This window comes from Nocardia sp. NPDC127526, assembly GCF_042672265.1.
Taxonomy (GTDB): domain Bacteria; phylum Actinomycetota; class Actinomycetes; order Mycobacteriales; family Mycobacteriaceae; genus Nocardia.
The window spans coordinates 1-18,952 of record NZ_JBHXVO010000043.1 but is presented as its reverse complement, the minus strand read 5'-3'; the positions used below and the strand labels follow the sequence as shown (position 1 = coordinate 18,952).

The following is an 18,952-nucleotide window of genomic DNA, read 5'->3' as shown; positions in this document are numbered from 1 at the left end:
TTCCATCCTCGCTGGGGTCTTTTCTTTCCGGGGGGGGGGGGGGGCGTTTTTTTTCTTGGGGGGGGGCGGGGGGGGGGGGGGGCCCCCCCCCGCCCCCCCCCCCCCCCACCACCCCACGTGCGGCCGACCCCTCGTGCGGCCGCTGGAATCAGGTCAATGTGTTGCGATGCGGTGTATTTCGTCCCGGAGTTCGGCGAGAAATTCCCGAGCATCGCTGTCGAACACCGCCATTCGAGTCAAGGCCGCCCAGCGGCGGCGATGGGCGTCGACGAGTTCAGGACCGCGCGTAACCATGCTTCCGGGGATCGGTTCCGCGGAGGCGAGCGCGTGGTCCTCGTTCTCATAGATGACGAAACCGTGCGGAATCGTTGTGCTCGCCTCGATATCCTGCGGAATAATCCCGATGCTGACCGTATCGAGGGTCTCGATCGAAATGATCCGGTCCAATTGCGCGAGCAGCATGCGATGCGGTCCGGGCCGAAACCGCAGGGCCGCTTCGGTAATCAAGAATTCGAAGCGCTTCGCGGGGTCGTACAACACACGCTGGCGATCCAAGCGCGCGGCCAGCGCGGCCGCCAGCGCCTCGTCCGTATAGGGCGGATCGAAGGTGGCGAACACCCGGCGGGCGTAGTCCGCGGTCTGCAGCAGACCCGGCACCAGCGTGGGCTGGAAGTTCCGCACCACTTGTGCGTCTTCCTCGAATGCCCGGACGTCGTCCTGCAAATGCGCGCGGTCGGCGAGTGAGGCCGCCCAGTCCTGCACCTCGGGCGAGTGCGCCGCTTCGGTGAGCGTGCGCAGCAACTGCTGAGAATCTTGTTCCGCCCCAACAGCCTCTGCCCAGTCGAGCACCTGCGGTAGCGGCGGAACCGCATGGCCGGCCTCGATCCGCGACAGCGTCGACTGACTGATTCCGACCCGCTTGGCCAACTCCCGCCCCGAGATCCCGGCGACCCCCCGCAGCCTGCGCAACTCGGCAGCCAACTGCTGCCGCGGATGCGACTGGCGCGCAGCCGAATCCGCGGCGGTCTCTGCCGCCGCAGTCGTGCCCTCCGCGGGTCGATTCACTGGAACCATGATGATTCAGATCGAATCAGATCGATTCACTCGAGTCAAGACTGGACGTTCACACCATGAATCATGAATCATCGATTGAAAGGTGGTATGCCCGGGAGGAATCGAACCTCCGGCCTCTTCGTTCGCAACGAAGCGCTCTCTCCGCTGAGCTACGGGCATGTGACCCCCGCGCTGATGTCGCCGTTGACATCTACTCGTCATTGAGACGCGCGGGGGGTGGTTGGGATCGGGTATGAAAAAGGGCCGCTCCGAGGCGTATCGCCGGATGCGGCCCTGAGGGTCTGGGACGTAGACCTTTACGGACCGCTGCGAATTCGCTGACGGAGGAAGCCGGGTACGACGAGGAGGGCGCCGGACGTGCGGGCGCCGTCGATCCAGCGCTGACGCTGGTTGCGGAGCTGCCCGTACATGAGATCGGCCTTCCCGGTGGTGTCGGTTGGGGTGTGTATCGAAGGTAGCACCGTGGACTCGGCTGGGAAACCGAATTATCAGGCCAGGGCGCCGCCGTCGATGGTGAGGACGGCGCCGGTGATGTAGGAGGCGGAGGGGCTGGCGAGGAAGACCACGCCGGCCGCTAGTTCTTCGGGTTTTCCGTAGCGGCCCATGGGGTTCCAGGAGCGCTGGATGTCGGAGGTGGGGCCGTCCGGGGGGTTCATGTCGGTGGCGAAGGCGCCGGACTGGATGACGTTGACGGTGATTCCGCGGGGCGCCAGGTCGCGTGCCGCGCCTTTGCTGTAGCCGATGACGGCGGCCTTGGAGGCGGCGTAGTCGGCCACGCCGGGGGTGCCGGAGCGTTCGGACAGGGTGGAGCCGATGGTGATGATGCGGCCCTCGTCGGCGAGGACCGCGGCGGCGGCGCGGGTTGCGCTGACGACTCCGCCCAGGTTGACGTCGTAGACCGGGTTGCGGTGGTCGGGGGCGACCTCGCCGAGTGTTCCGGTTTCGATGACGCCGGCGTTGTTGACGAGCACGTTCAGGCGGCCGAAATCGGCGACGACCGACTCGATCAGCGTGGCGACCTGCGCCGGATCGGATTGGTCGGCGCGGTATGCGCGCGCCCGCCGGCCCAGGCCCTCGATCTCGCTCACGACCTCGGAAGCCTTGCCGGACAAGGACGTCGAGCTGATCGCCACATCGGCTCCGGCCGCGGCGAGCGCCTTGGCGATCGCCGCTCCGAGGCCGCGTGATCCGCCGGTCACCAGTGCGACCTTGCCGTCCAGCGAGATGTTCATCCGAGTCTCCACTCATTGTGTACTGAAAGGTATGGAACTCATCCAGTAATATACTCATCGGTACAGAAAGGCAAAAGGAGAACGGTGACCACTGGACGACCACGCGAGTTCGATATCGATGAGCGGCTCGAGCGCGCCATGCGGGTCTTCTGGCGGCAGGGCTATGAGGGCACCGCGCTGTCCGACCTGACCGCGGCGATGAACATCAACCGGCCCAGCCTGTATGCCGCGTACGGCAACAAGGAAGCCTTGTTCCTGCGGGCGGTCGATCGCTATGAGACGGGACCCGCCGGATATGTCGGCCGCGCCTACGCCGAGCCGACGGCCCGCGCCACGGCCGAATCGCTCATGCGCGGTGCGGTCGCGCTCACCACATCGGAACCGCGCGGTTGCCTGTTCGTCCAGGGCGCTTTGGCCACCGGGCCCGGAAGCGCCTCGGTGCGTACGGAATTGGCGGCCCGGCGGCAGGCGGCGCACACCAAGCTCCGGGACCGTTTCGACCGTGCTCGCGCCGCGGGCGAGCTCCCCGCGGACATCGATCCCGACGCCCTCGCCCGATCGATCTGGGCGACCACCTACGGTCTCGCGGTCCAGGCGGCGGGCGGCGCCACGGCCGCGGAACTGAACCGCGCCGTCGACCTGGTCATGGCCACCTTCCCCTGAGGGCCGCCGCGATGTGCGGCAGGCGATTCGGGCCGGATGGCGGCAACGCCGTCCTTGACAGGCGTTGCCGGCGGGCGCATTCTGAACCGTGTTCAATTTGAACCGTGTTCAGAATGGCAGGTAGATGGCCACGAAGTGGGGTGACCGGGAGGCTCGGCGGGTCGACATTCTCGAGGCCGGGCGGCGGTTGCTGACCGACCGGGGGTATGCGGCCCTGCAGATGCGCGATGTCGCCAAGGGGGCCGGGATCAGTCCCGGCACGGTGTACACCTACTTCGCGACCAAGGAGGCGCTGTACGCGGCGTTGTACGCGGCGCGACTGGCGGAATTCGCCGACAAGGTGGAACCGCTGTGCGCGGAGTGCGACGACGCGGAGGATCTGTTCGTCGCCATGTGCACCGAATATCTCGAGATGTACCGGGTCTACGGGCAGGAGCTCAATATCTGGGCGGTGCTCGCGGGTGAGGTCGAGCTGGAGCGGGAGGTGGGCGGGCAACTGCTCGTGGCCGCCGCCCGGATCTACGACCTGGTGTTGCGGACGGTCGATCGATTGCGCATCGCGGAATCCACGGCGGCGGAGGTGGATCCGGGTCTGGTGGTGACCATGCTGTGGGCGGTTATGACCGGGCTGGCCGATCACTTCACGAGCGTGCGCCACTACCTGCACGCCCACAAATGGGAAGAGACCGTGCGTTTCACGGCGCGCACGTTCACGGCGGGCCTGCGGAGCCCGGGGGAGCAGGAGAGACAAGCATGAACAATGTCGTTCATCCGGCCGCCGATCTGGCGCGACGAGCCCTGGACCGGGTGGTGAATCCGGCGCGGTTGCGGGACGCGGAAGCATTGGGGCGCAGTGTGTCCGGCAAGACCGTGCTGGTGACGGGCGCCTCGTACGGGCTGGGCGAGGCCACCGCCCGCGAACTCGCCGCGGCCGGGGCGACCGTGCTGCTGGTGGCGCGCACCGCCGAGCGGCTGGAAGCGCTTGCCGCGGAAATAAATTCGGCGGGTGGCACAGCCTTCGCGTATCCGGCGGACCTCACCGACGAGGTGGCGGCCGGGGAGCTCGCGAAAGCCATTACCGAACGGCACGGCGCGCTGGATGTGATCGTCAACAATGCCGGCAAATCCATGCGCCGCTCACTGCACCTGCAATACGACAGGTTCCACGATTTCGAGCGCACCATCGGCGTCAACTATCTGGGCCCGATCCGGCTGCTGCTGGGCCTGCTGCCGCCCATGCGCGAGGCCGGGCGCGGGCACATCGTGAACATCTCCACCATCGGCGTCCGGATCGCGCCGGGCCCGCGCTGGGGCGCGTATCAAGCCTCCAAGGGCGCCTTCGACGTCTGGCTGCGCAGTGTGGCACCGGAATTGCGCGCCGACGGCGTCACCGTGTCCACGGTCTACATGGCCTTGATCTACACGCGGATGAGCGCCCCGACCCCGATCATGCGCGTACTGCCGGGCCTGTACCCGGCCGAGGCCGCCGATATCGTCGCCAGAGCCGTAGTCCGGCAGCCCCGCTCGATTGCCCCCTGGTGGGTGTGGCCCGCCGACGTGATGTCCGCGGCGCTGCCCGGACCGCTGGACGCCTTCATGCGGGTCTGGGCGCGTGTCACCCGCGACACCGACGCCGCGACCGCGGGGAGCCCGCGGTGAAAGCGACCACGATGCTGGAAACCGGACTCGCGGTCGGCACCGCCTTGACCAAGTCCCGGCTGCTACGCCCGGTGGACCCCCGGTCCGCATTCCGGATGGGCCGCGCACTCGCCGCGAAATCCCCGAACGCCCCACTGCTGGCGGCATTGTCGGCCGCCCGCTGGCCGGACCGCGTCGCCCTCGTCGACGACCTCGGCGCCCTCACCTACGCCGACCTCGCATCCTGGATCGACGCCGTCGCGAGCGGCCTGCACCACGAATTCGCCGCCGGCACCGGCACCGCGGTCGCGGTCATGTGCCGCAACAGCCGCTACGCCGTCGCCGGCCTGCTGGGCGTGATGGCGACCGGCGCCGACGTGGTCCTGCTCAACACCGACTTCCACAGCGAGGCCCTACGCCGCTCGCTGGCGCGCCACGAAATGCGGGTGATCATCTGCGACGCCGAATTCGAGGCCGCGCTGCGCGCGGCCGGCTACACCGGTCCGCTCGTGCTCGCCTTCGCCGCCACCCGAGCCGAACCGGCCGAGGGCCGTGCGCCGGGCGGATCGGTCACGGTGGACGGGTGGGTGCGGCGCGGGTATCGGTCGTTGGGGCGGATGCCGGTGGGGCGCTTGGTGATTCTGACCTCCGGGACGACCGGTACGCCGAAGGGGGTGCCGCGCCGGCCGGGTCTGTCCATGATCGCCGGTACCGCGGCGAGCATCCTGCACCGGACCGGGCTGCGGACCGGCAGTGTGATCGCGGTCGGTATACCGATGTTCCATGGATTCGGTCTGGGTGTGCTGCTGCTCGGGCTGGCGCTGGGTGGAAAGCTGGTGATGCACAGGCATTTCGACGCCGAGGCCGCGCTGGCGGCGATTGCCGGGCATCGGGTGGACATGTTCGCCGGGGTGCCGGTGATGATGCAGCGAATCCTGGCTCTGCCCAACGCGACTCGGCGGCGGTACGACCTGTCGTCGCTACGGGTGGCGCTGTCGGGGGCGGCGCCGTTGAGCCCCGCGCTGGCGCGGGAATTCACCGCCGTCTTCGGTGAGGTGCTCTACAACGGTTACGGCTCTTCGGAAGTCGGCATAGGCGCACTGGCCACCCCGGCGGATCTGCGGGTCGCGCCCGGTACGGTGGGCCGCCCGGTGACCGGCGTGGAAGTGCGCATTCTCGACGAGGCGGGGCGTGAACTGCCGCCGTGGGCGGTCGGCCGCATCTTCGTCGGCGGTGATCTCGGTTTCTCCGGCTACTCCGGCGGCGGCAACAAGGATCGGGTGGACGGACGGATCAGCAGCGGCGACATGGGCTATCTGGACGCCGGCGGGCGGTTGTTCCTGGTGGGCCGGGAGGACGACATGATCGTCTCCGGCGGCGAGAACGTGTATCCGCAGGAAGTGGAGTACGTCCTGGCGGACCATCCGGCCTTGGCCGAGGTCGCGGTGATCGGCGTGGACGACGCGGAATACGGCCAGCGACTGGCCGTATTCGCGGTGCTCGCCCCGGGACATCAACTCGACCCGGGCGAGCTTCGAGATTTCCTGCACGACAAGGTCGCCCGATATCAGCGCCCGCGCGACATCACCCTCGTCCCGGAGATTCCACGCAATGCCACCGGCAAGGTCGACCGGAAGGCATTGCGCGGAACCGTGAATCCTTCCGGCGCTGCCTGAGCGACGGCCACCGGAACCGCGAAAACCCGTGGGTCAGAACGCGGGTACGTCGCTGGTGCTGGCATTGCCGCCGATCGACGGCTTCAGCTCGATCTCCCAGTCGCTGTCCGCGTCGAACGGGTCGTCGAACTTGGAGAAGTCGCGATCGCGCGTGAAGTTGAGCGTGGCCTGATCCCAGTCGACGCCTGACTTCAGATAGACGTAATAGGTGCCCGCGATGCCATTGAGCGTGGCCTGGGAATTGCCCTGCACGTAGATCGTGGCCTGCGGGTTCTTGGGGTCGCCATTGGTCACCACGATGGCGTAGTCCGCGCTGTTGTCGTTGACGATGGTCAGGATTCCCGAACCCACCAGGCCGTTCTCCTGCACGACCTCGCCATTGCCGGCACGCCGGTTCAGCAGCGGAGCCGCCGGCGCGGTCGATGTCTTGGCCGTGGTCGAGGCGGCGACCGAGCTGCCGGGCGACGTCTTCGGGGAGCTGGTCGTGGTCGTCGAACTCCCACAACCGCTGACCAGCACCGCGGTCGCGATCGTGGCGACGGCGAACCAGCTTCGTATCGACATTGTTTCCCCCGTATTCCGGTGCGGCGTTGATCTCGCGGATCAGTATTGCGTTTCCTGGCCGTGATGCAAGTCCAATTAAGCCGCCGCCATCACGGCTGCGGGGCGGGAATGCGTTCCTGCAGGCCGTGTTTCAAGTGGTGGATGACGGCGCGGGTGCGGCGGGGGAGTGCGGGGGAGGCCGCGTAGACGGCGTGGATGTCGGCGCTGGGGGTCGGGATGGCGGGCAGGACCTGGATCAGGGTTCCGGTGTGCAGCAGCGGGCCGACATGCCAGAGGGAGCGCATGATCAGGCCGCGGCCTTCCAGGCACCAGCGGGTGATGACATCGCCGTCGTTGCTGACTAGGTTGCCGGCCACCCGGACGGCGGTTTCCGTTCCGTCGGGAGCGAATCGCCAGAGCGAATAGTCGCTGTCGTTCTCCTTCAGCACAATGCAATTGTGCTGCTCCAATTCGGTGAGCTCGGCGGGCAGACCGTGGCGTTGCACGTATTCCGGTGACGCGCACACGATTCGGCGATTCCGGCACAATCGCGTGGTGGTGAGCCGGGAATCGTGCAGTGCGCCGACATGGATATCGATATCGAATCCGGTGCCCGCGATATTGAGCGGTGTCGAGGACAGCTCCAGATCGATATGGATCTTCGGATGCGCGGCAACGAATTCGGCGAGCAGTTCGGCAATATGCGCCCGGCCCAGCCCGATGGTCGAGCGCACCTGGACGCGGCCGCGCAGTTCGTCGTGCTGTTCGGAGATGGAGTCCTCGAGTTCTTCCAGCTGTGCCGCGATCGCCGCCGCGCCCGCGGCATAGCGGCGGCCCTCGGGGGTGAGGGTCAGCCGCCTGGTGGTGCGCTGGATGAGCGGGACGCCGAGCCGGGATTCGATGTGCGCCAGCCGTTTGCTGACCGCAGACACCGAGACGCCGAACTCGCGCGCGGCCTCGGTGAGGCTGCGGCAGCGCGCCAGGATATCGAAGAACAGCACATCGTCACTGAGACCGCCGCGCACCGGACCTCCTGGTTGTTTCCGAGTCGGAAAGAGTCTTTTGCGCGTTCCGCGCTATCGCCGCCGAGATATCGCAGCCTACCGTTGTGATCCATCGCACAGCGTAAACATGGTAGGCGCGAAGGAGGTTCGGCACGATGGGCGCAAAATATCGCATCGCGGTCATTCCGGGTGACGGGATCGGCAAGGAAGTCGTGCCGGAGGGACTGCGGGTTCTCCGCGCCGCGGCCGCCGCGTTCGACTTCACCCTCGAATTCGAGCAGTTCGACTATGCGAATGCCGACTACTACCTCGCTTTCGGAAAAATGTTGCCGGACGGCTGGATCGATGAACTGCGACGCTTCGACGCCATCTTCTTCGGCGCTGTCGGCTGGCCCGAGGTGGTTCCGGACCACATCTCGCTGTGGGGCAGCCTGCTGCAATTCCGGCGGCACTTCGATCAATACGTGAGCCTGCGCCCGGTGCGGCTGCTGCCCGGCGTGGCGAGCCCGCTCGCCGGTCGCGCGCCGGGCGATATCGACTTCTACGTCGTCCGCGAGAACGCCGAGGGCGAGTACTCCAGCATCGGCGGCCGCATCTTCGAGGGCACCGACCGCGAAACCGTCATCCAGGAGACGGTCATGACCCGCACCGGCGTCGACCGCATCCTGCACTACGCCTTCGAACTCGCCCAGCGCCGGCCGCGAAAGCGCCTGACCTCGGCGACCAAGAGCAATGGCATCTCCATCTCCATGCCCTACTGGGACGAGCGGGTCGCCGCCGTGGCCACCGCCTTCCCGGAGGTCGCGGTCGACAAATTCCACATCGACATCCTGACCGCGAACTTCGTGCTGCACCCCGACTGGTTCGACGTGGTGGTGGCCAGCAACCTGTTCGGCGACATCCTGTCCGACCTGGGTCCGGCCTGCGCCGGCACCATCGGCATCGCGCCGAGCGGAAACATCAACCCGGAGAACCGGTTTCCTTCCCTGTTCGAACCGGTGCACGGCTCCGCGCCCGATATCGCCGGACAGGGCGTCGCCAATCCGATCGGCCAGATCTGGAGCGGCGCGATGATGCTGGACCATTTCGGCGAGCACGAGGCCGCCGCCGCGGTGTTGTCCGCGGCGGAATCGGTGCTCGCACAAGGACATGCCGCACTGACGCCGGACATGGGCGGCGTCGGCACCACCGAATCGCTCGGCAAGGCGATCCGCGCCCGCCTGGAACACACTGCGAGTTGACATGAGCCTGAAAGACAAGACCGGGCAGACCTTCCGGCGCGGGCTGCCACGGCTCGACGGGGTCCCGCTGATCGTTCCGGTGGGACTCACCGCCATCGTCCTGCTCGCGGGCCTCTGCGACGCCGTCCCGGAGAACATGATCGGCGGCCTGGCGGTGATCGTGGGGCTCGGCACGCTGCTCGGACCGCTCGGCAACCGCCTGCCGATCGTCTCGAAAATCGGTGGCGGCGCGCTGGTCTGCCTCATGGTGCCGTCGATTCTGGTGTACCTGGGCGCATTCGAGCAGAACACCCTCGATGCGGTCACCGTGCTGATGAAGCAGGCGAATTGGCTGTACTTCGTGATCAGCACCCTGGTGGTCGGCAGCATCCTGGGCATGAGCCGCCGACTCATGGTCGGCGGCCTGGTCCGCATCTTCCCGCCGCTGATCGCCGGCACCACGGTCGCGGTGGCCGCGGGTCTCGGCACGGCCATGGCCTTCGGCTACGACTTCCATCGCGCCCTGTTCTACATCGTGGTGCCGATCATCGGCGGCGGCATCGGCGAGGGCGTCATCCCGCTCTCCTCCGCCTATGCCGCGGCCCGCGGCGGCGAACCGGGAAGCTATGTGGCCGAACTGATCCCGGCCGCCATTATCGGCAATATCGTCGCCATCATCACCGCGGGCCTGCTCCGCCGCCTCGGCGAGCGCCGCCCCGCACTGGACGGCGGCGGGCAACTGGTGAAATCGCCGGACCCGGCGCTCTCGGCGAGCCCGGCCGAAACCGCTGCGCGCGAACCGAATTACGCCTTCGGCGTGCTCACCATCACCGGCTTGTTCGTTCTCGCCACCCTCCTGGAATTGATCATCCCGCTACCGGCCCCGGTACTGGTGATCATCCTCTCGGTGCTGTGCAAGCTGTTCGACCTGTTCCCCGCCGAGGCGGAAGCCGATGTGCGAGCGGTTTATTCGATCATCTCCCGCTATTTCATCTACCCGACCATGATCGGCCTCGGCATGCTGTACCTCCCGCTGGCCAATGTCCTCGGAGTCCTGACCCCCGGCTACGTCCTGGCCTGCGCGGCGGTCGTCCTGTCCATGGCGGCCACCGGATTTCTCATCGGCCGCGCCATCGGCATGTACCCGGTCGACGCCGCTCTGGTCACCGTCTGCCACAGCGGCCTGGGCGGCACCGGTGACGTGGCCATCCTCTCCGCTGCCAACCGCATGGTCCTCATGCCCTTCGCTCAGATCTCCACCCGTATCGGCGGCGTGTCCACGGTGATCTTCGCGGCCTGGCTGATCCGAGTGGTCCACTGAGCGGTCCGGCCGACGGAGAGTGTGAATTCCGTTATCAGCGCCTGGATGTCGCGATAGCCGGGTTCGTGCAGCAGGTCGTGGCCGCTGTTGGGGAATTCGTGGAACTCGATGGCGGCCGAGCGGGACGACCAGTGGCGGACCGGCTCGATGGCCGCGATGCGGTCCTCGGCGCCGTGCATCAGCAGGACCGGCGCCGCGGGCGGGGGCAGTTTCATGATCACGTCCCGGGACGGGGTGCCGGTGAGCGCCAGCCCGCGCACGTGCCGGGCGGGAATGCCGAACTCGTGCATGGTCAATAGCGCCGTGCCCGCGCCGAGGGAGTGCCCGGCCAGCACCAGCGGGAGATGCGGGTGGGCCGCGTGCGCCATGGACAGGATGATCTCGGCATTGGCGACCAGCACCGGCAGTGGGGGCATGGCGCCGGCCGCGCCCTCACTGAGTCCGTGTCCGGGATGGTCGAGGCCCCAGACTTCGATGCCGCCGCGCGCCATCGCCCGCCCGAAGCGGTGGTAGTCCGCACTGCACTGGCCGATGCCGTGCAGGAAGACCAGCACGGCGGCCGGTTCGGCGGCGGCGCGCCAGATTCGGTAGTTCATGCGGCCGTCGGCGCCGTCGAAAAACACAGTCAGTCCTTTCAGGAACCTCCCACCCCGGTCACGGTGGCCTCGCTGATGACGACCCCGCACACGATCGCCATCAGCGCCCGCAGGGCGCGGTCGCGGGCCAGGATCGGATCGGGTGCGCTCGCGACGATCAGGCCCGCTTCGGTGATCGCGCTGAGCAGAAGTTGGGCCAGGACGGTGATGTCGATGTCGGCCAGGCGCCCCGCGGCGCGGGCCGCCTCCAGATGGGAGGCGACCAGGCCGAGACCGTGGCGTATCTCGAACTCCCGCCACGCCTGCCGGCCGAGCACGGCGGGACCGTCGCTGAGCGCGATCCGCGCCATCTCCGGGCGCAGGCAGATGTCCAGGAATGTCAGCAGGGCGATCTCGATCGTGGCGACCGGATCGTCCGGATTCGGTGCGGCCGCGGTCGCCGCGGCTATCTCCGCGCTGTTCTCCCGTTCCAATTGTTCGAGCACCGCGAGGAACAAGCCGCGCTTGTCGCCGTACTGATATTGCAGTGCGCCGCGCGTGACACCCGCGGCGGCGACGATCTGATCCGCCGACACGGCGGTGAAGCCGTGTTCGGCGAAGAGCAGGCGCGCGGCCGATTCCAGTGCGAGTCGTGTAGTAAGCGAACGCTTTTCGTGGCTACTGCGCCGGTTGGTCATGTGACCGAGTGAACTCCAGGATCATCCTGGTGAGCAACTCCGGCTGGTCCTCGGGGCTGGCGGTGTAGGAATCGTCGATCCATTGCAGCGTCGCGTCGGGCAGCTCCGCGGCGAGCCGCTCGGGCAGGCGGGCCGGGAACAACTTGTCCTCGCGCGCCCAGGCGAGCAGCACGGGCACGTCGATCTTCGCGTATCTCGTTGCGGCGTCGAGGGTGTACTTGCGATCGGCGGTCTTGAGGAAGCGGCGCAGATCGGCGCGAATGGCCGCCGAATTGCGGCTCGGCAGCAGATAGCTGTCGACGATCTCGTAGGGCACCTGGTGTTTGGCCACCCACCCCAGCGCCACCGGCAGCGGATGCAGGGCGCGAATGCGCAGCAATTCGGTGAGCGGCCGGATCGATCCGGGAATGTGCGCCAGCGGCGGCAGCAGATTGAACGGCGGCGGCAGGAACCGCTCGTAGCAGTCCACCGAGGCCAGCACCACCCGGCCGACCCGTTCGGTGCTGCGGCTGAGCATGATCTGAGCGATGGCGCCGCCGGTGTCATTGGCCACCAGGGTGACATCGGTGAGATCGAGCCGTTCCAGGAACGCGGCCATCATGTCGGCCAGCCCGGTCGGCGTCAGATCGGCCTCGGGCACCGGAATCGAATGCGCGCCCAGCGGCCAGTCCGGGGTCAGGCAGCGATGGCCGGCCGCCGCGATATCGGGCACCATCTTGCGCCACAGGTTGGCATTGACCAGCAGCCCGTGCGCGAACACCACCGGCGCGCCGGATCCGGCCTCGTAGTAGCGAATCGTGCCGCCGGGCAGCTCGATTTCGTGCGGTTGGCCGAGAGATGGACTGAGAGCCATATTTCTCCTCACTTCGGTGTCTGGGAACGGGCGCGGTCAAGAAGGTGATGCCGGCCCGGCCGCGGCGCGCCGACCCGCGAACCTGCGCATCAATGGCTCGTCGAGCCAGTGGAAGAGCAAGGCCGCCATGGCCGTCGCCGCCACCAGGCTCAGCGTGGCGAACCCGAGCCAGCCGAGGAAGCCGAATCGATGCCCGCCGATGAACCATCGGGTGATCAGGACCATGACCGGGAACTGGATCAAATAGAAGGCGTAGGAGATCTTTCCGAACCACACCATGGTGGCACTGGAATTCAGTCCGCGGATACCGGCCAGATCGCGTGCGGCCAAGGTGGCCACCACCGCCACCATGGGGCCGACCAGCAGCGCCGACATCTTGTAGTTCACCGGGACCACCCAGGTGGCCAGGTAGGCGAGCGTCAGCGCGGCCAGCGGCGCGCGGATATTCGTCAGCCGCCAGCGGCCCTCCAGCACCAGCCGCCCGGCCAGCACGCCGAGATAGAACTCCGGCAGCCGCGAGAGCGGGAAGTAGTAGCTGAGCCAATACGACTGCGGCACCGGGATATCGGGCTGCCGGAACCACGCCTGCGAGGCATGCAACTCGTAGTACGGCGAGTCCTCACCCGGTACCAGGCGCGGAGCGAAGGCGTTCTCGATGCCCTTGGGTCCGGGCGTCCCCAGGTAGTAGGCCGTGTGCAGCAGCAGGATGAACACCAGCAGCCCGCCCAGCCACCACCACAACCGTGCGCTGCCGATGCGCGAAATCAGCGGCAGCAGCAGCGGAAAGCTGCCGTAGAACAGGATTTCCGCGCCCAGCGACCAGGACGGCACATTGAGCCCGCCGACCGTCGTCCACTTCGGCACCCAGGTGTGCACCAGCAGCAGGTTCGGCACCCACACCACCATGCGGTGCAGCGGCACCGAGGCGGCCAGGATGAATACCGCGGCCGCCGCCAGATGCGTCGGATAGATCTTGAGCACCCGCCGCCAGTAGAACCGGCCCACCGAACTGCCAGGCGTGAAGGACCAGTAGATGATGAAGCCGGACAGCACGAAGAAGAACGTGACGCCGGCCGCGCCCAACTGCATCGGAATCGCCTGATGCAGTTGCCGGAACAGCTCCGACTTCTGGAACGGATACACCGGCAGGAACACCAGCGCGTGCAGTACGAACACCGCGAACGCCGCCCACCACCGCGCGCCCGTGAGCGACGGCAGCGCGGGGCGTTTGCCGCCGGGCACGGGCGGCGCGGACGGCGCCGCCGCGGTGATCTCACCGGTCATGATCAGCCCGCGATCATCCGCTGCAGCCCGGCGGCCACCACGGCGTCACCCTGGGCCGAGGGATGCACGGGGGTGCCGAGCAATTCGCTTGCCGGGTCCAGGATTCCGGCCAGCCACGGCTCGGGGCTGCACAGGCCGTGGCCCGCGGTGACGGCCTTGGCATCGAAGAATTCGACCCCGAGCCGGGCGGCGCCCTCCCGCTGCGCCAGGTCCACCCGATCCCACAGCTGGATCGCCGAGCCCGCGCGCTGCTGCACGATCTGGCCGACGCCGAGCACATTGATGCACCACTGCTGTGCCCCGGGTGCGTTCATCTCCGGATAGCCGACGAAGATGATGCGCGCATTGGGCGCGTAATACCGCACGTAATCGACGACCGGTTGGGCGCGCCGCACGTACTCGGCGGTGTCCACGCCCCGGTAGTCGGTCGCCCGGCCCTCCGCGGCGGCCTCGGGACCGCAGCCGCGGATCACATCGAGCACGCAATTCAGCAGGGTCTGGCGCAATTTCACCTGGTTGTCGCCCCAGGAGTCATTGAGTCCGGTCTGGATCAGCACCGCCTTGGTGCGCGGCCCGAACGCGCCCTGGGCGTCGGCGGTGCGCGCCTCGTGCACCAGCGTGTACCCGGGTCCGCTCACCAGCGAGGCGCCGCGGCAGGACACATCGGCGAAATCGCCGCTGTCCCACAGGCCCATGCCCTGCGCGAGCTGGGTGGGCCAGGAGGTGGGGCCGTGCGAGCAGTCCGGCTGGGCGCCGGGCGCGGTGTTCTCCAGCGCGGCCGCGATATCGCCATTGGCTGTGAAGGAATCACCCATCACCACAACGGATTTGCCGCCATCGGCGGGCGCGGCGGCGGCGTCCGGCGCGGGCGCGGACAGCAGCGCCGCGGCCATGGTGACGGCGGCGGCGCCCAGCACACTGGCGCGGGTCGAATTCGTCATGATCTTCCTTTGATCAGTAGCCGGCTCTCGGTTCGAAGCCCGGTTCGGGCAACGTCGGCGCTTGCGGCTCGGGCTTGGGCTGTTGCGGCGCGGGATTCTGCGGCTGGGTGGCCTGCGGCGCCTGGGTCTGCGGCGCGGGTGCGACGGCGGGGACGGTGGGCGGGGGCTCCGCGGGCGCGGCCGGTTCCGGCGACACGGTGGTCGCCACCGCCGCGGTGGAGGTCGCCGGCGCGCTGGTGGTGGTCGGCGCGACGCTGGTGGTCACGGGCACGCTGCTGGTCGCCGGGCTGCTGGAATCGTCACCGCCGCAGGCGGCGGTCGCCAGCGCGAGGCCGCACACCGCGACCGCGGCCATCGCCGCGCGCAGCGCGCGAGTGTGGAGGATGGACCGTCTCATTTCAGCTCCTGCCTGCTCACCGCTGATCCGCACCGACGGTGAAGATCTCGAACCGATACACGAAGGCGTGGTCGTCGAAATACAGCTGCTCGCACAGCTCGTCCTCGCGGTGCAGCAGCTGCAGCAGCTCCGGCGCGGGCGTGTGCCGGGTCAGGAAGTTGCGGTAGCAGATGCGCGCTCCCGGCGCCGCCACCCGCACCACCTCTTTCATGAGGGTGGCGAACTGCTCGCGATCGATGCAGCTGGTCACATCCGAGAGCGAGAACTTGTCCACCGACCGGTCCGGCAGTGCGCGCAGCCGGTCCATCAGATCGCCGCGCACGATCTTCACCTCGGTGGTGGCGGCGCGAATGGCGGCGACATTGTCGCGAAGCAGATAGTGCGGCAGCACATCCCGGCGCGGGTAGCGGCCGTGGAACATGAACGACACCCAGTCGTTCTCACCGGCGAGATGGTTCTCGAAGGTGTGGTCGAGCCGCTCCAGCACGTAATCGCCGCACGACTTCTCATCGGTGACCACGTTGTAGGAGTCGTCGTTGAGCACCGTCTTGAGGGTGCGCTCGGTGAAGCCGTAGCGAATCATGCTGCGCCACAACAGGCCGTCGACCTTCTCACGGTAGATCTTGCGCTGGGTCCGGATATCGGTGGCGGCGAACAGTTCCCGCATGGCGCGGCCGTAGAGCACCCGCATGGCCGGGGCCACCAGCCGCACGTAGAGCTGTTCGTGCCGGCCCGCTTGCAGCACGCCCTTCACTATCGCCTTGCGATAGTGTGTGAAGTAGGCGACCGCGCCGTCGGACAGGTGCGGCTTCAGCTCCTCGAAAAGCCGCCAGCGGTCGGCGGATTCGTCCACCCCGAGGAATTCCAGCAGGGTGTCGTAGGAGAAGTGCCGGATCGCGGCCAGCTTGAGCTCGAGCAGATAGGTCTGCCCGGCCGAGCTGTCGATCGAGGTGACCGAGCGCGGATTGTTCACGATCAGGCTCAGCGCCCGGCAGCCGCTGCCGGTCACCGCCAGCACATGGTCGTTCTCGGTGATCTCCAGCGCCCGCATCTCGGAGCGGGAATCCTCGTCACAGGTGCTGTAGAGCACCCATCGGTCGATCGCCTTTTCTACGGTAGTCACAGTCTTTTCACCCTTCGCGGACGTGCGCGGCTCACGCCTGCGCGGCATCCGTCAGATCGGTTTCGGGGTCCGCCGCGGTCACCGGCGGCGGTGGCGGCGAGGACGGCAGCAGCGCGCCGGCGATGACCGCCGCGACCGCGCACACTCCCGTCACCACCAGGCAGGAAATCTGGAATCCGCGCAGGAACGCCTCCTGCACGGCGATGCGCAGGGCCTCGGCCGGTCCGGCCTGGCCGCCCGCGAGCAGCCCGGCCACCTGCTGCAGCGCCGCGCCCACCGAATCCCGGGCCGCCTCGAGGACGGTGGCGGACACGCTCGTGACGCTGCCGTCGGGCAGTTCACCGGTGTAGATCGAGTGGTGCACGCTGCCGACCACCGCGATGCCGAGCGCGCCGCCGAGCAGGCGGGTGGCATCGTTCATGGCCGAGCCGATGCCCGCCTTGGCGGCGGGCACCACGCCCATGATCGATTCGGTGGCCGGAATCGCCACCGTGCCGATGCCCAGGCCGATCACCACCATCTGCGCCGCGATGATCGGGTAGCCGGTCTGCACATCGTCGAAGGCGAACCAGGCGTAGGCGATTCCCATCAGGATCAGGCCGGCGGTCACCACCGCGCGGGTGCCGAGCTTGACCACCAGCTTGCCGCCGAGCACCGAGCCGATGATGATCGCCACCGCGACCGGGATGAGCCGCACGCCCGCGCCGAGCGGCGTATAGGACTTCAGGAACTGGAAGTACTGCGTCACCAGGAAGGTGAAGCCGTTCAGCGTGAAGAACGTGATGGTGATGATGCCGCAGGCCGCCGAGAAGCGCAGATTGCCGAACAGCCGCACATCGAGCATCGGCTGCCGGGCGGTCAGCTCGCGCCACACCAGACCGGCCAGCAGCACCACCGCGGCCGCGAAACCGAGCAGGGTGCGCGCCGCGAGCCAGCCCTGGTCGGGCGCCTCGATAATGGTGTACACCAGCACGCCCAGCCCGGCCGTGGACAGCACGAGACCGGGAAAGTCGAGCCCGCGGCCGTGCGGATCCCGGGAGTCGGGCACCAGCAGGGCGACCAGCACCAGGCACACCACGCCCACCGGCACCACGACGACGAACACACTGCCCCACCAGAAATGTTCCAGCAGCAGGCCGCCGACAATGGGGCCGAGCACCACGCCGATACCGGAGACCGCGCCCCAGACGCCGATGGCCGCGGCCCGCTCCTTCCGTTCGACGAAGACATTGGTCAGGATCGACAGCGTCGACGGATAGATCATCGCCGCGCCGAGACCCATGACCGTGCGGGCGGCGATCAGCTGTTCGGTGGTGTCGCACAGCGCGCCGACGCCGGTGGCGGCGGTGAACACCACCAGGCCGCCCAGCAGGATGCCGCGGCGTCCGAAACGGTCGCCCAGACTGCCCGCGACCAGGACCAGGGCCGCGAAGGTGAGCGCGTAGGCGTCGACGATCCACTGCAATCCGCTGGTGCTCGAACCCAATTCACGCACCAGACTGGGCAGTGCGAGATTGACGATCATCGCGTCCATGTAGATCGCGATGACGCACAGGCAGAGCACCGCGAGGACGGGCCCCTTGGCGCGCGTCGGTGTGGTTGTCATGAAAGTCGCACCCCTTCTTCGTTGTTCGTGCTCAATGCGGTGGCGAGCAGGACAGCCTGGAAGGACAGCGCGATGACATCGTTGGTCACCAGCACCGCGCCGCGGACCAGGTCGCCGAGGATGTGCAGACCGGGCACCGGAGTGCCTGTGGCATCGAGTGATTCGAAGCTCGACAGGTTCACCCGCACGCCGCCGAGCGGGTGCGGCGTCAGCAGCCCGGCATCGATGAGCCCGCCGAGCAGGGGCTGGGTCCGCAGCGCGGCGGCATCGGTGCCCGCCCCGGTGGCATTGATCACCACATCGGCGGATTCGGTTGTGTCACCGAGGTTCACGACGAAGCCGTCACCCTCGCGCTCGACCCCGCGCAGCCCGTCCCGCACCCGCAGCCGCCCCGCGTCCATGGCCGTCACCAGCCGGCGCGCGGTCTCGGGCGGAATGGGTGCGCCGTGCACCAGCAACGGGGTGAGCCATTCGGCGAAGAACTCCGCCCGATCCGCGTCGACCAGCAACTGCCAGGCGGGCAGCAGGGTGGGGGAGGCCCCGTTGACCACCTGCTGCCAGCCGCGCTCGATGCCCGCCTCGACCTCGGCCAGCTCCTCGGCCAGCAGGTTCCGGGTGGTCGGACCGCCATCGCGCACCTGCGACCAGTCCGGCGGTTCGGCGGAGGCGGCCTCGATATCGGCCATGAGCGCGCGCCCGAAGTCGTGCAGCCGCAACGCACCCGCCGCGGCGGCCGCGCCCAGGCACGCCTCCACATTCGGAACGGGCGCCGCGGTCTCCGGGCCGCGCAGCCGCGGCAGCCGGCCGGAACGCGAGGCCAGCAGCACCGGTCCGGCGTGGCCGCGCGCGGCCAGCGTCAGCACGGTGTCGATGGCGGTGAGCCGGGTGCCGAGCACCGCGACCCGGGCGTCGCCGGGGAGCTCCGGAAGCTGCCACGGATCGGCGAAATAGCCGGGTGCACCGGTGATTCCGGGGAAGGGGTCGGCCTGCGGCAGCATGCCGACGCAGACGACCACCCGGCCGGCCTCGAAGGCCCGCCCGCTCGCGCATTCCACCCGCCACCGCTCGGCGATGCCGGTGATCACCCCGACCACCTCGTCGGTC

19 protein-coding genes and 1 tRNA gene are annotated in these 18,952 nt (G+C 68.2%); 6 read left to right on the top strand and 14 right to left on the bottom strand.

Going from position 1 to position 18,952, the window contains the following annotated elements; genetic code table 11:
- Positions 1-153: 153 nt before the first annotated feature.
- The 3 genes from ACFVIV_RS36625 to ACFVIV_RS36615 all read right to left on the bottom strand — a co-directional run bounded on the left by ACFVIV_RS36625 (position 154) and on the right by ACFVIV_RS36615 (position 2,306).
- Positions 154-1,074, bottom strand: coding sequence for a helix-turn-helix domain-containing protein (locus ACFVIV_RS36625; protein ID WP_379204517.1), 921 nt, complete (start codon positions 1,072-1,074; stop codon positions 154-156).
- Between the two features lie 83 nt (positions 1,075-1,157).
- Positions 1,158-1,233: transfer RNA gene (locus tag ACFVIV_RS36620), tRNA-Arg, on the bottom strand.
- A gap of 329 nt (positions 1,234-1,562) precedes the next feature.
- Positions 1,563-2,306, bottom strand: coding sequence for an SDR family oxidoreductase (locus ACFVIV_RS36615; RefSeq protein WP_379204515.1), 744 nt, complete (start codon positions 2,304-2,306; stop codon positions 1,563-1,565).
- An 84-nt stretch (positions 2,307-2,390) separates the two neighbouring features.
- Between ACFVIV_RS36615 and ACFVIV_RS36610 the strand changes: the two genes are divergently transcribed.
- The 4 genes from ACFVIV_RS36610 to ACFVIV_RS36595 all read left to right on the top strand — a co-directional run bounded on the left by ACFVIV_RS36610 (position 2,391) and on the right by ACFVIV_RS36595 (position 6,283).
- The gene (locus ACFVIV_RS36610; protein ID WP_379204513.1) at positions 2,391-2,969 is read left to right on the top strand and encodes a TetR/AcrR family transcriptional regulator; all 579 of its coding nucleotides are present in this window, start codon (positions 2,391-2,393) and stop codon (positions 2,967-2,969) included.
- Positions 2,970-3,093: 124 nt separating this feature from the next.
- Positions 3,094-3,726 carry a TetR/AcrR family transcriptional regulator gene (locus ACFVIV_RS36605; RefSeq protein WP_379204511.1) on the top strand — a complete coding sequence of 211 codons (633 nt, stop codon included), beginning with the start codon at positions 3,094-3,096 and terminating at the stop codon, positions 3,724-3,726.
- Complete coding sequence (locus ACFVIV_RS36600; protein ID WP_379204509.1) at positions 3,723-4,628, top strand: SDR family NAD(P)-dependent oxidoreductase; 906 nt, start codon at positions 3,723-3,725, stop codon at positions 4,626-4,628. The genes ACFVIV_RS36605 and ACFVIV_RS36600 overlap by 4 nt, the downstream gene beginning before the upstream one ends.
- Complete coding sequence (locus ACFVIV_RS36595; RefSeq protein ID WP_379204507.1) at positions 4,625-6,283, top strand: AMP-binding protein; 1,659 nt, start codon at positions 4,625-4,627, stop codon at positions 6,281-6,283. Before ACFVIV_RS36600 ends, ACFVIV_RS36595 begins: the two co-directional genes overlap by 4 nt.
- Before the next feature lie 33 nt (positions 6,284-6,316).
- On the opposite strand, the gene ACFVIV_RS36590 is transcribed toward ACFVIV_RS36595, so the two are convergent.
- Together ACFVIV_RS36590 and ACFVIV_RS36585 are read right to left on the bottom strand one after the other, a co-directional pair.
- Positions 6,317-6,847 (bottom strand): hypothetical protein, encoded by a 531-nt coding sequence (locus ACFVIV_RS36590; protein ID WP_379204505.1) that lies wholly within the window; start codon positions 6,845-6,847, stop codon positions 6,317-6,319.
- 89 nt (positions 6,848-6,936) lie between these two features.
- Complete coding sequence (locus ACFVIV_RS36585) at positions 6,937-7,851, bottom strand: LysR family transcriptional regulator (protein WP_379204503.1); 915 nt, start codon at positions 7,849-7,851, stop codon at positions 6,937-6,939.
- 134 nt (positions 7,852-7,985) lie between these two features.
- Here ACFVIV_RS36585 and ACFVIV_RS36580 point away from each other — a divergent pair, with 134 nt between their 5' ends.
- Both ACFVIV_RS36580 and ACFVIV_RS36575 read left to right on the top strand, forming a co-directional pair.
- Entirely contained in the window at positions 7,986-9,071 is a 1,086-nt protein-coding gene (locus ACFVIV_RS36580) for a tartrate dehydrogenase (protein ID WP_379204501.1), read from the top strand.
- Position 9,072: 1 nt separating this feature from the next.
- Positions 9,073-10,371: a 2-hydroxycarboxylate transporter family protein gene (locus ACFVIV_RS36575; protein WP_379204499.1), complete on the top strand. Its 1,299-nt coding sequence runs from the start codon at positions 9,073-9,075 to the stop codon at positions 10,369-10,371.
- On the opposite strand, the gene ACFVIV_RS36570 is transcribed toward ACFVIV_RS36575, so the two are convergent.
- The 9 genes from ACFVIV_RS36570 to ACFVIV_RS36530 form a co-directional block, all read right to left on the bottom strand.
- The gene (locus ACFVIV_RS36570) at positions 10,299-10,994 is read right to left on the bottom strand and encodes an alpha/beta hydrolase (RefSeq protein WP_379204497.1); all 696 of its coding nucleotides are present in this window, start codon (positions 10,992-10,994) and stop codon (positions 10,299-10,301) included. The genes ACFVIV_RS36575 and ACFVIV_RS36570 overlap by 73 nt on opposite strands.
- 11 nt (positions 10,995-11,005) lie before the next feature.
- The gene (locus tag ACFVIV_RS36565; RefSeq protein WP_379204496.1) at positions 11,006-11,644 is read right to left on the bottom strand and encodes a TetR/AcrR family transcriptional regulator; all 639 of its coding nucleotides are present in this window, start codon (positions 11,642-11,644) and stop codon (positions 11,006-11,008) included.
- Entirely contained in the window at positions 11,625-12,497 is an 873-nt protein-coding gene (locus ACFVIV_RS36560) for an alpha/beta fold hydrolase (protein WP_379204494.1), read from the bottom strand. Before ACFVIV_RS36560 ends, ACFVIV_RS36565 begins: the two co-directional genes overlap by 20 nt.
- Positions 12,498-12,533: 36 nt before the next feature.
- On the bottom strand, positions 12,534-13,781 hold the full coding sequence (locus tag ACFVIV_RS36555; RefSeq protein ID WP_379204492.1) for an acyltransferase family protein: 1,248 nt from the start codon (positions 13,779-13,781) through the stop codon (positions 12,534-12,536).
- A 2-nt stretch (positions 13,782-13,783) separates the two neighbouring features.
- On the bottom strand, positions 13,784-14,722 hold the full coding sequence (locus tag ACFVIV_RS36550; RefSeq protein WP_379204490.1) for an SGNH/GDSL hydrolase family protein: 939 nt from the start codon (positions 14,720-14,722) through the stop codon (positions 13,784-13,786).
- Positions 14,723-14,735: 13 nt separating this feature from the next.
- Entirely contained in the window at positions 14,736-15,119 is a 384-nt protein-coding gene (locus tag ACFVIV_RS36545; RefSeq protein ID WP_379204488.1) for a hypothetical protein, read from the bottom strand.
- Between the two features lie 16 nt (positions 15,120-15,135).
- A complete protein-coding gene (locus ACFVIV_RS36540) occupies positions 15,136-16,242 on the bottom strand; it encodes a DUF3419 family protein (RefSeq protein WP_379204486.1) in 1,107 nt (368 codons plus the stop codon).
- A 31-nt stretch (positions 16,243-16,273) separates the two neighbouring features.
- Positions 16,274-17,848, bottom strand: a complete 1,575-nt coding sequence (locus ACFVIV_RS36535) for an MFS transporter (protein WP_379204485.1) — start codon at positions 17,846-17,848, stop codon at positions 16,274-16,276.
- Positions 17,845-18,952, bottom strand: a 1,108-nt coding sequence (locus tag ACFVIV_RS36530) for an FAD/NAD(P)-binding protein (RefSeq protein WP_379204483.1), incomplete at its 5' end; no start/stop codon positions are given. The genes ACFVIV_RS36530 and ACFVIV_RS36535, both read right to left, overlap by 4 nt.

Coding starts and splice junctions, on each gene's coding strand:
- ACFVIV_RS36625 (WP_379204517.1), bottom strand. CDS start 1,074: ATGGTTCCAGTGAATCGACCCGCGGAGGGCACGACTGCGGCGGCAGAG.
- ACFVIV_RS36615 (WP_379204515.1), bottom strand. CDS start 2,306: ATGAACATCTCGCTGGACGGCAAGGTCGCACTGGTGACCGGCGGATCA.
- ACFVIV_RS36605 (WP_379204511.1), top strand. CDS start 3,094: ATGGCCACGAAGTGGGGTGACCGGGAGGCTCGGCGGGTCGACATTCTC.
- ACFVIV_RS36600 (WP_379204509.1), top strand. CDS start 3,723: ATGAACAATGTCGTTCATCCGGCCGCCGATCTGGCGCGACGAGCCCTG.
- ACFVIV_RS36590 (WP_379204505.1), bottom strand. CDS start 6,847: ATGTCGATACGAAGCTGGTTCGCCGTCGCCACGATCGCGACCGCGGTG.
- ACFVIV_RS36580 (WP_379204501.1), top strand. CDS start 7,986: ATGGGCGCAAAATATCGCATCGCGGTCATTCCGGGTGACGGGATCGGC.
- ACFVIV_RS36575 (WP_379204499.1), top strand. CDS start 9,073: ATGAGCCTGAAAGACAAGACCGGGCAGACCTTCCGGCGCGGGCTGCCA.
- ACFVIV_RS36565 (WP_379204496.1), bottom strand. CDS start 11,644: ATGACCAACCGGCGCAGTAGCCACGAAAAGCGTTCGCTTACTACACGA.
- ACFVIV_RS36560 (WP_379204494.1), bottom strand. CDS start 12,497: ATGGCTCTCAGTCCATCTCTCGGCCAACCGCACGAAATCGAGCTGCCC.
- ACFVIV_RS36555 (WP_379204492.1), bottom strand. CDS start 13,781: ATGACCGGTGAGATCACCGCGGCGGCGCCGTCCGCGCCGCCCGTGCCC.
- ACFVIV_RS36550 (WP_379204490.1), bottom strand. CDS start 14,722: ATGACGAATTCGACCCGCGCCAGTGTGCTGGGCGCCGCCGCCGTCACC.
- ACFVIV_RS36545 (WP_379204488.1), bottom strand. CDS start 15,119: ATGAGACGGTCCATCCTCCACACTCGCGCGCTGCGCGCGGCGATGGCC.
- ACFVIV_RS36535 (WP_379204485.1), bottom strand. CDS start 17,848: ATGACAACCACACCGACGCGCGCCAAGGGGCCCGTCCTCGCGGTGCTC.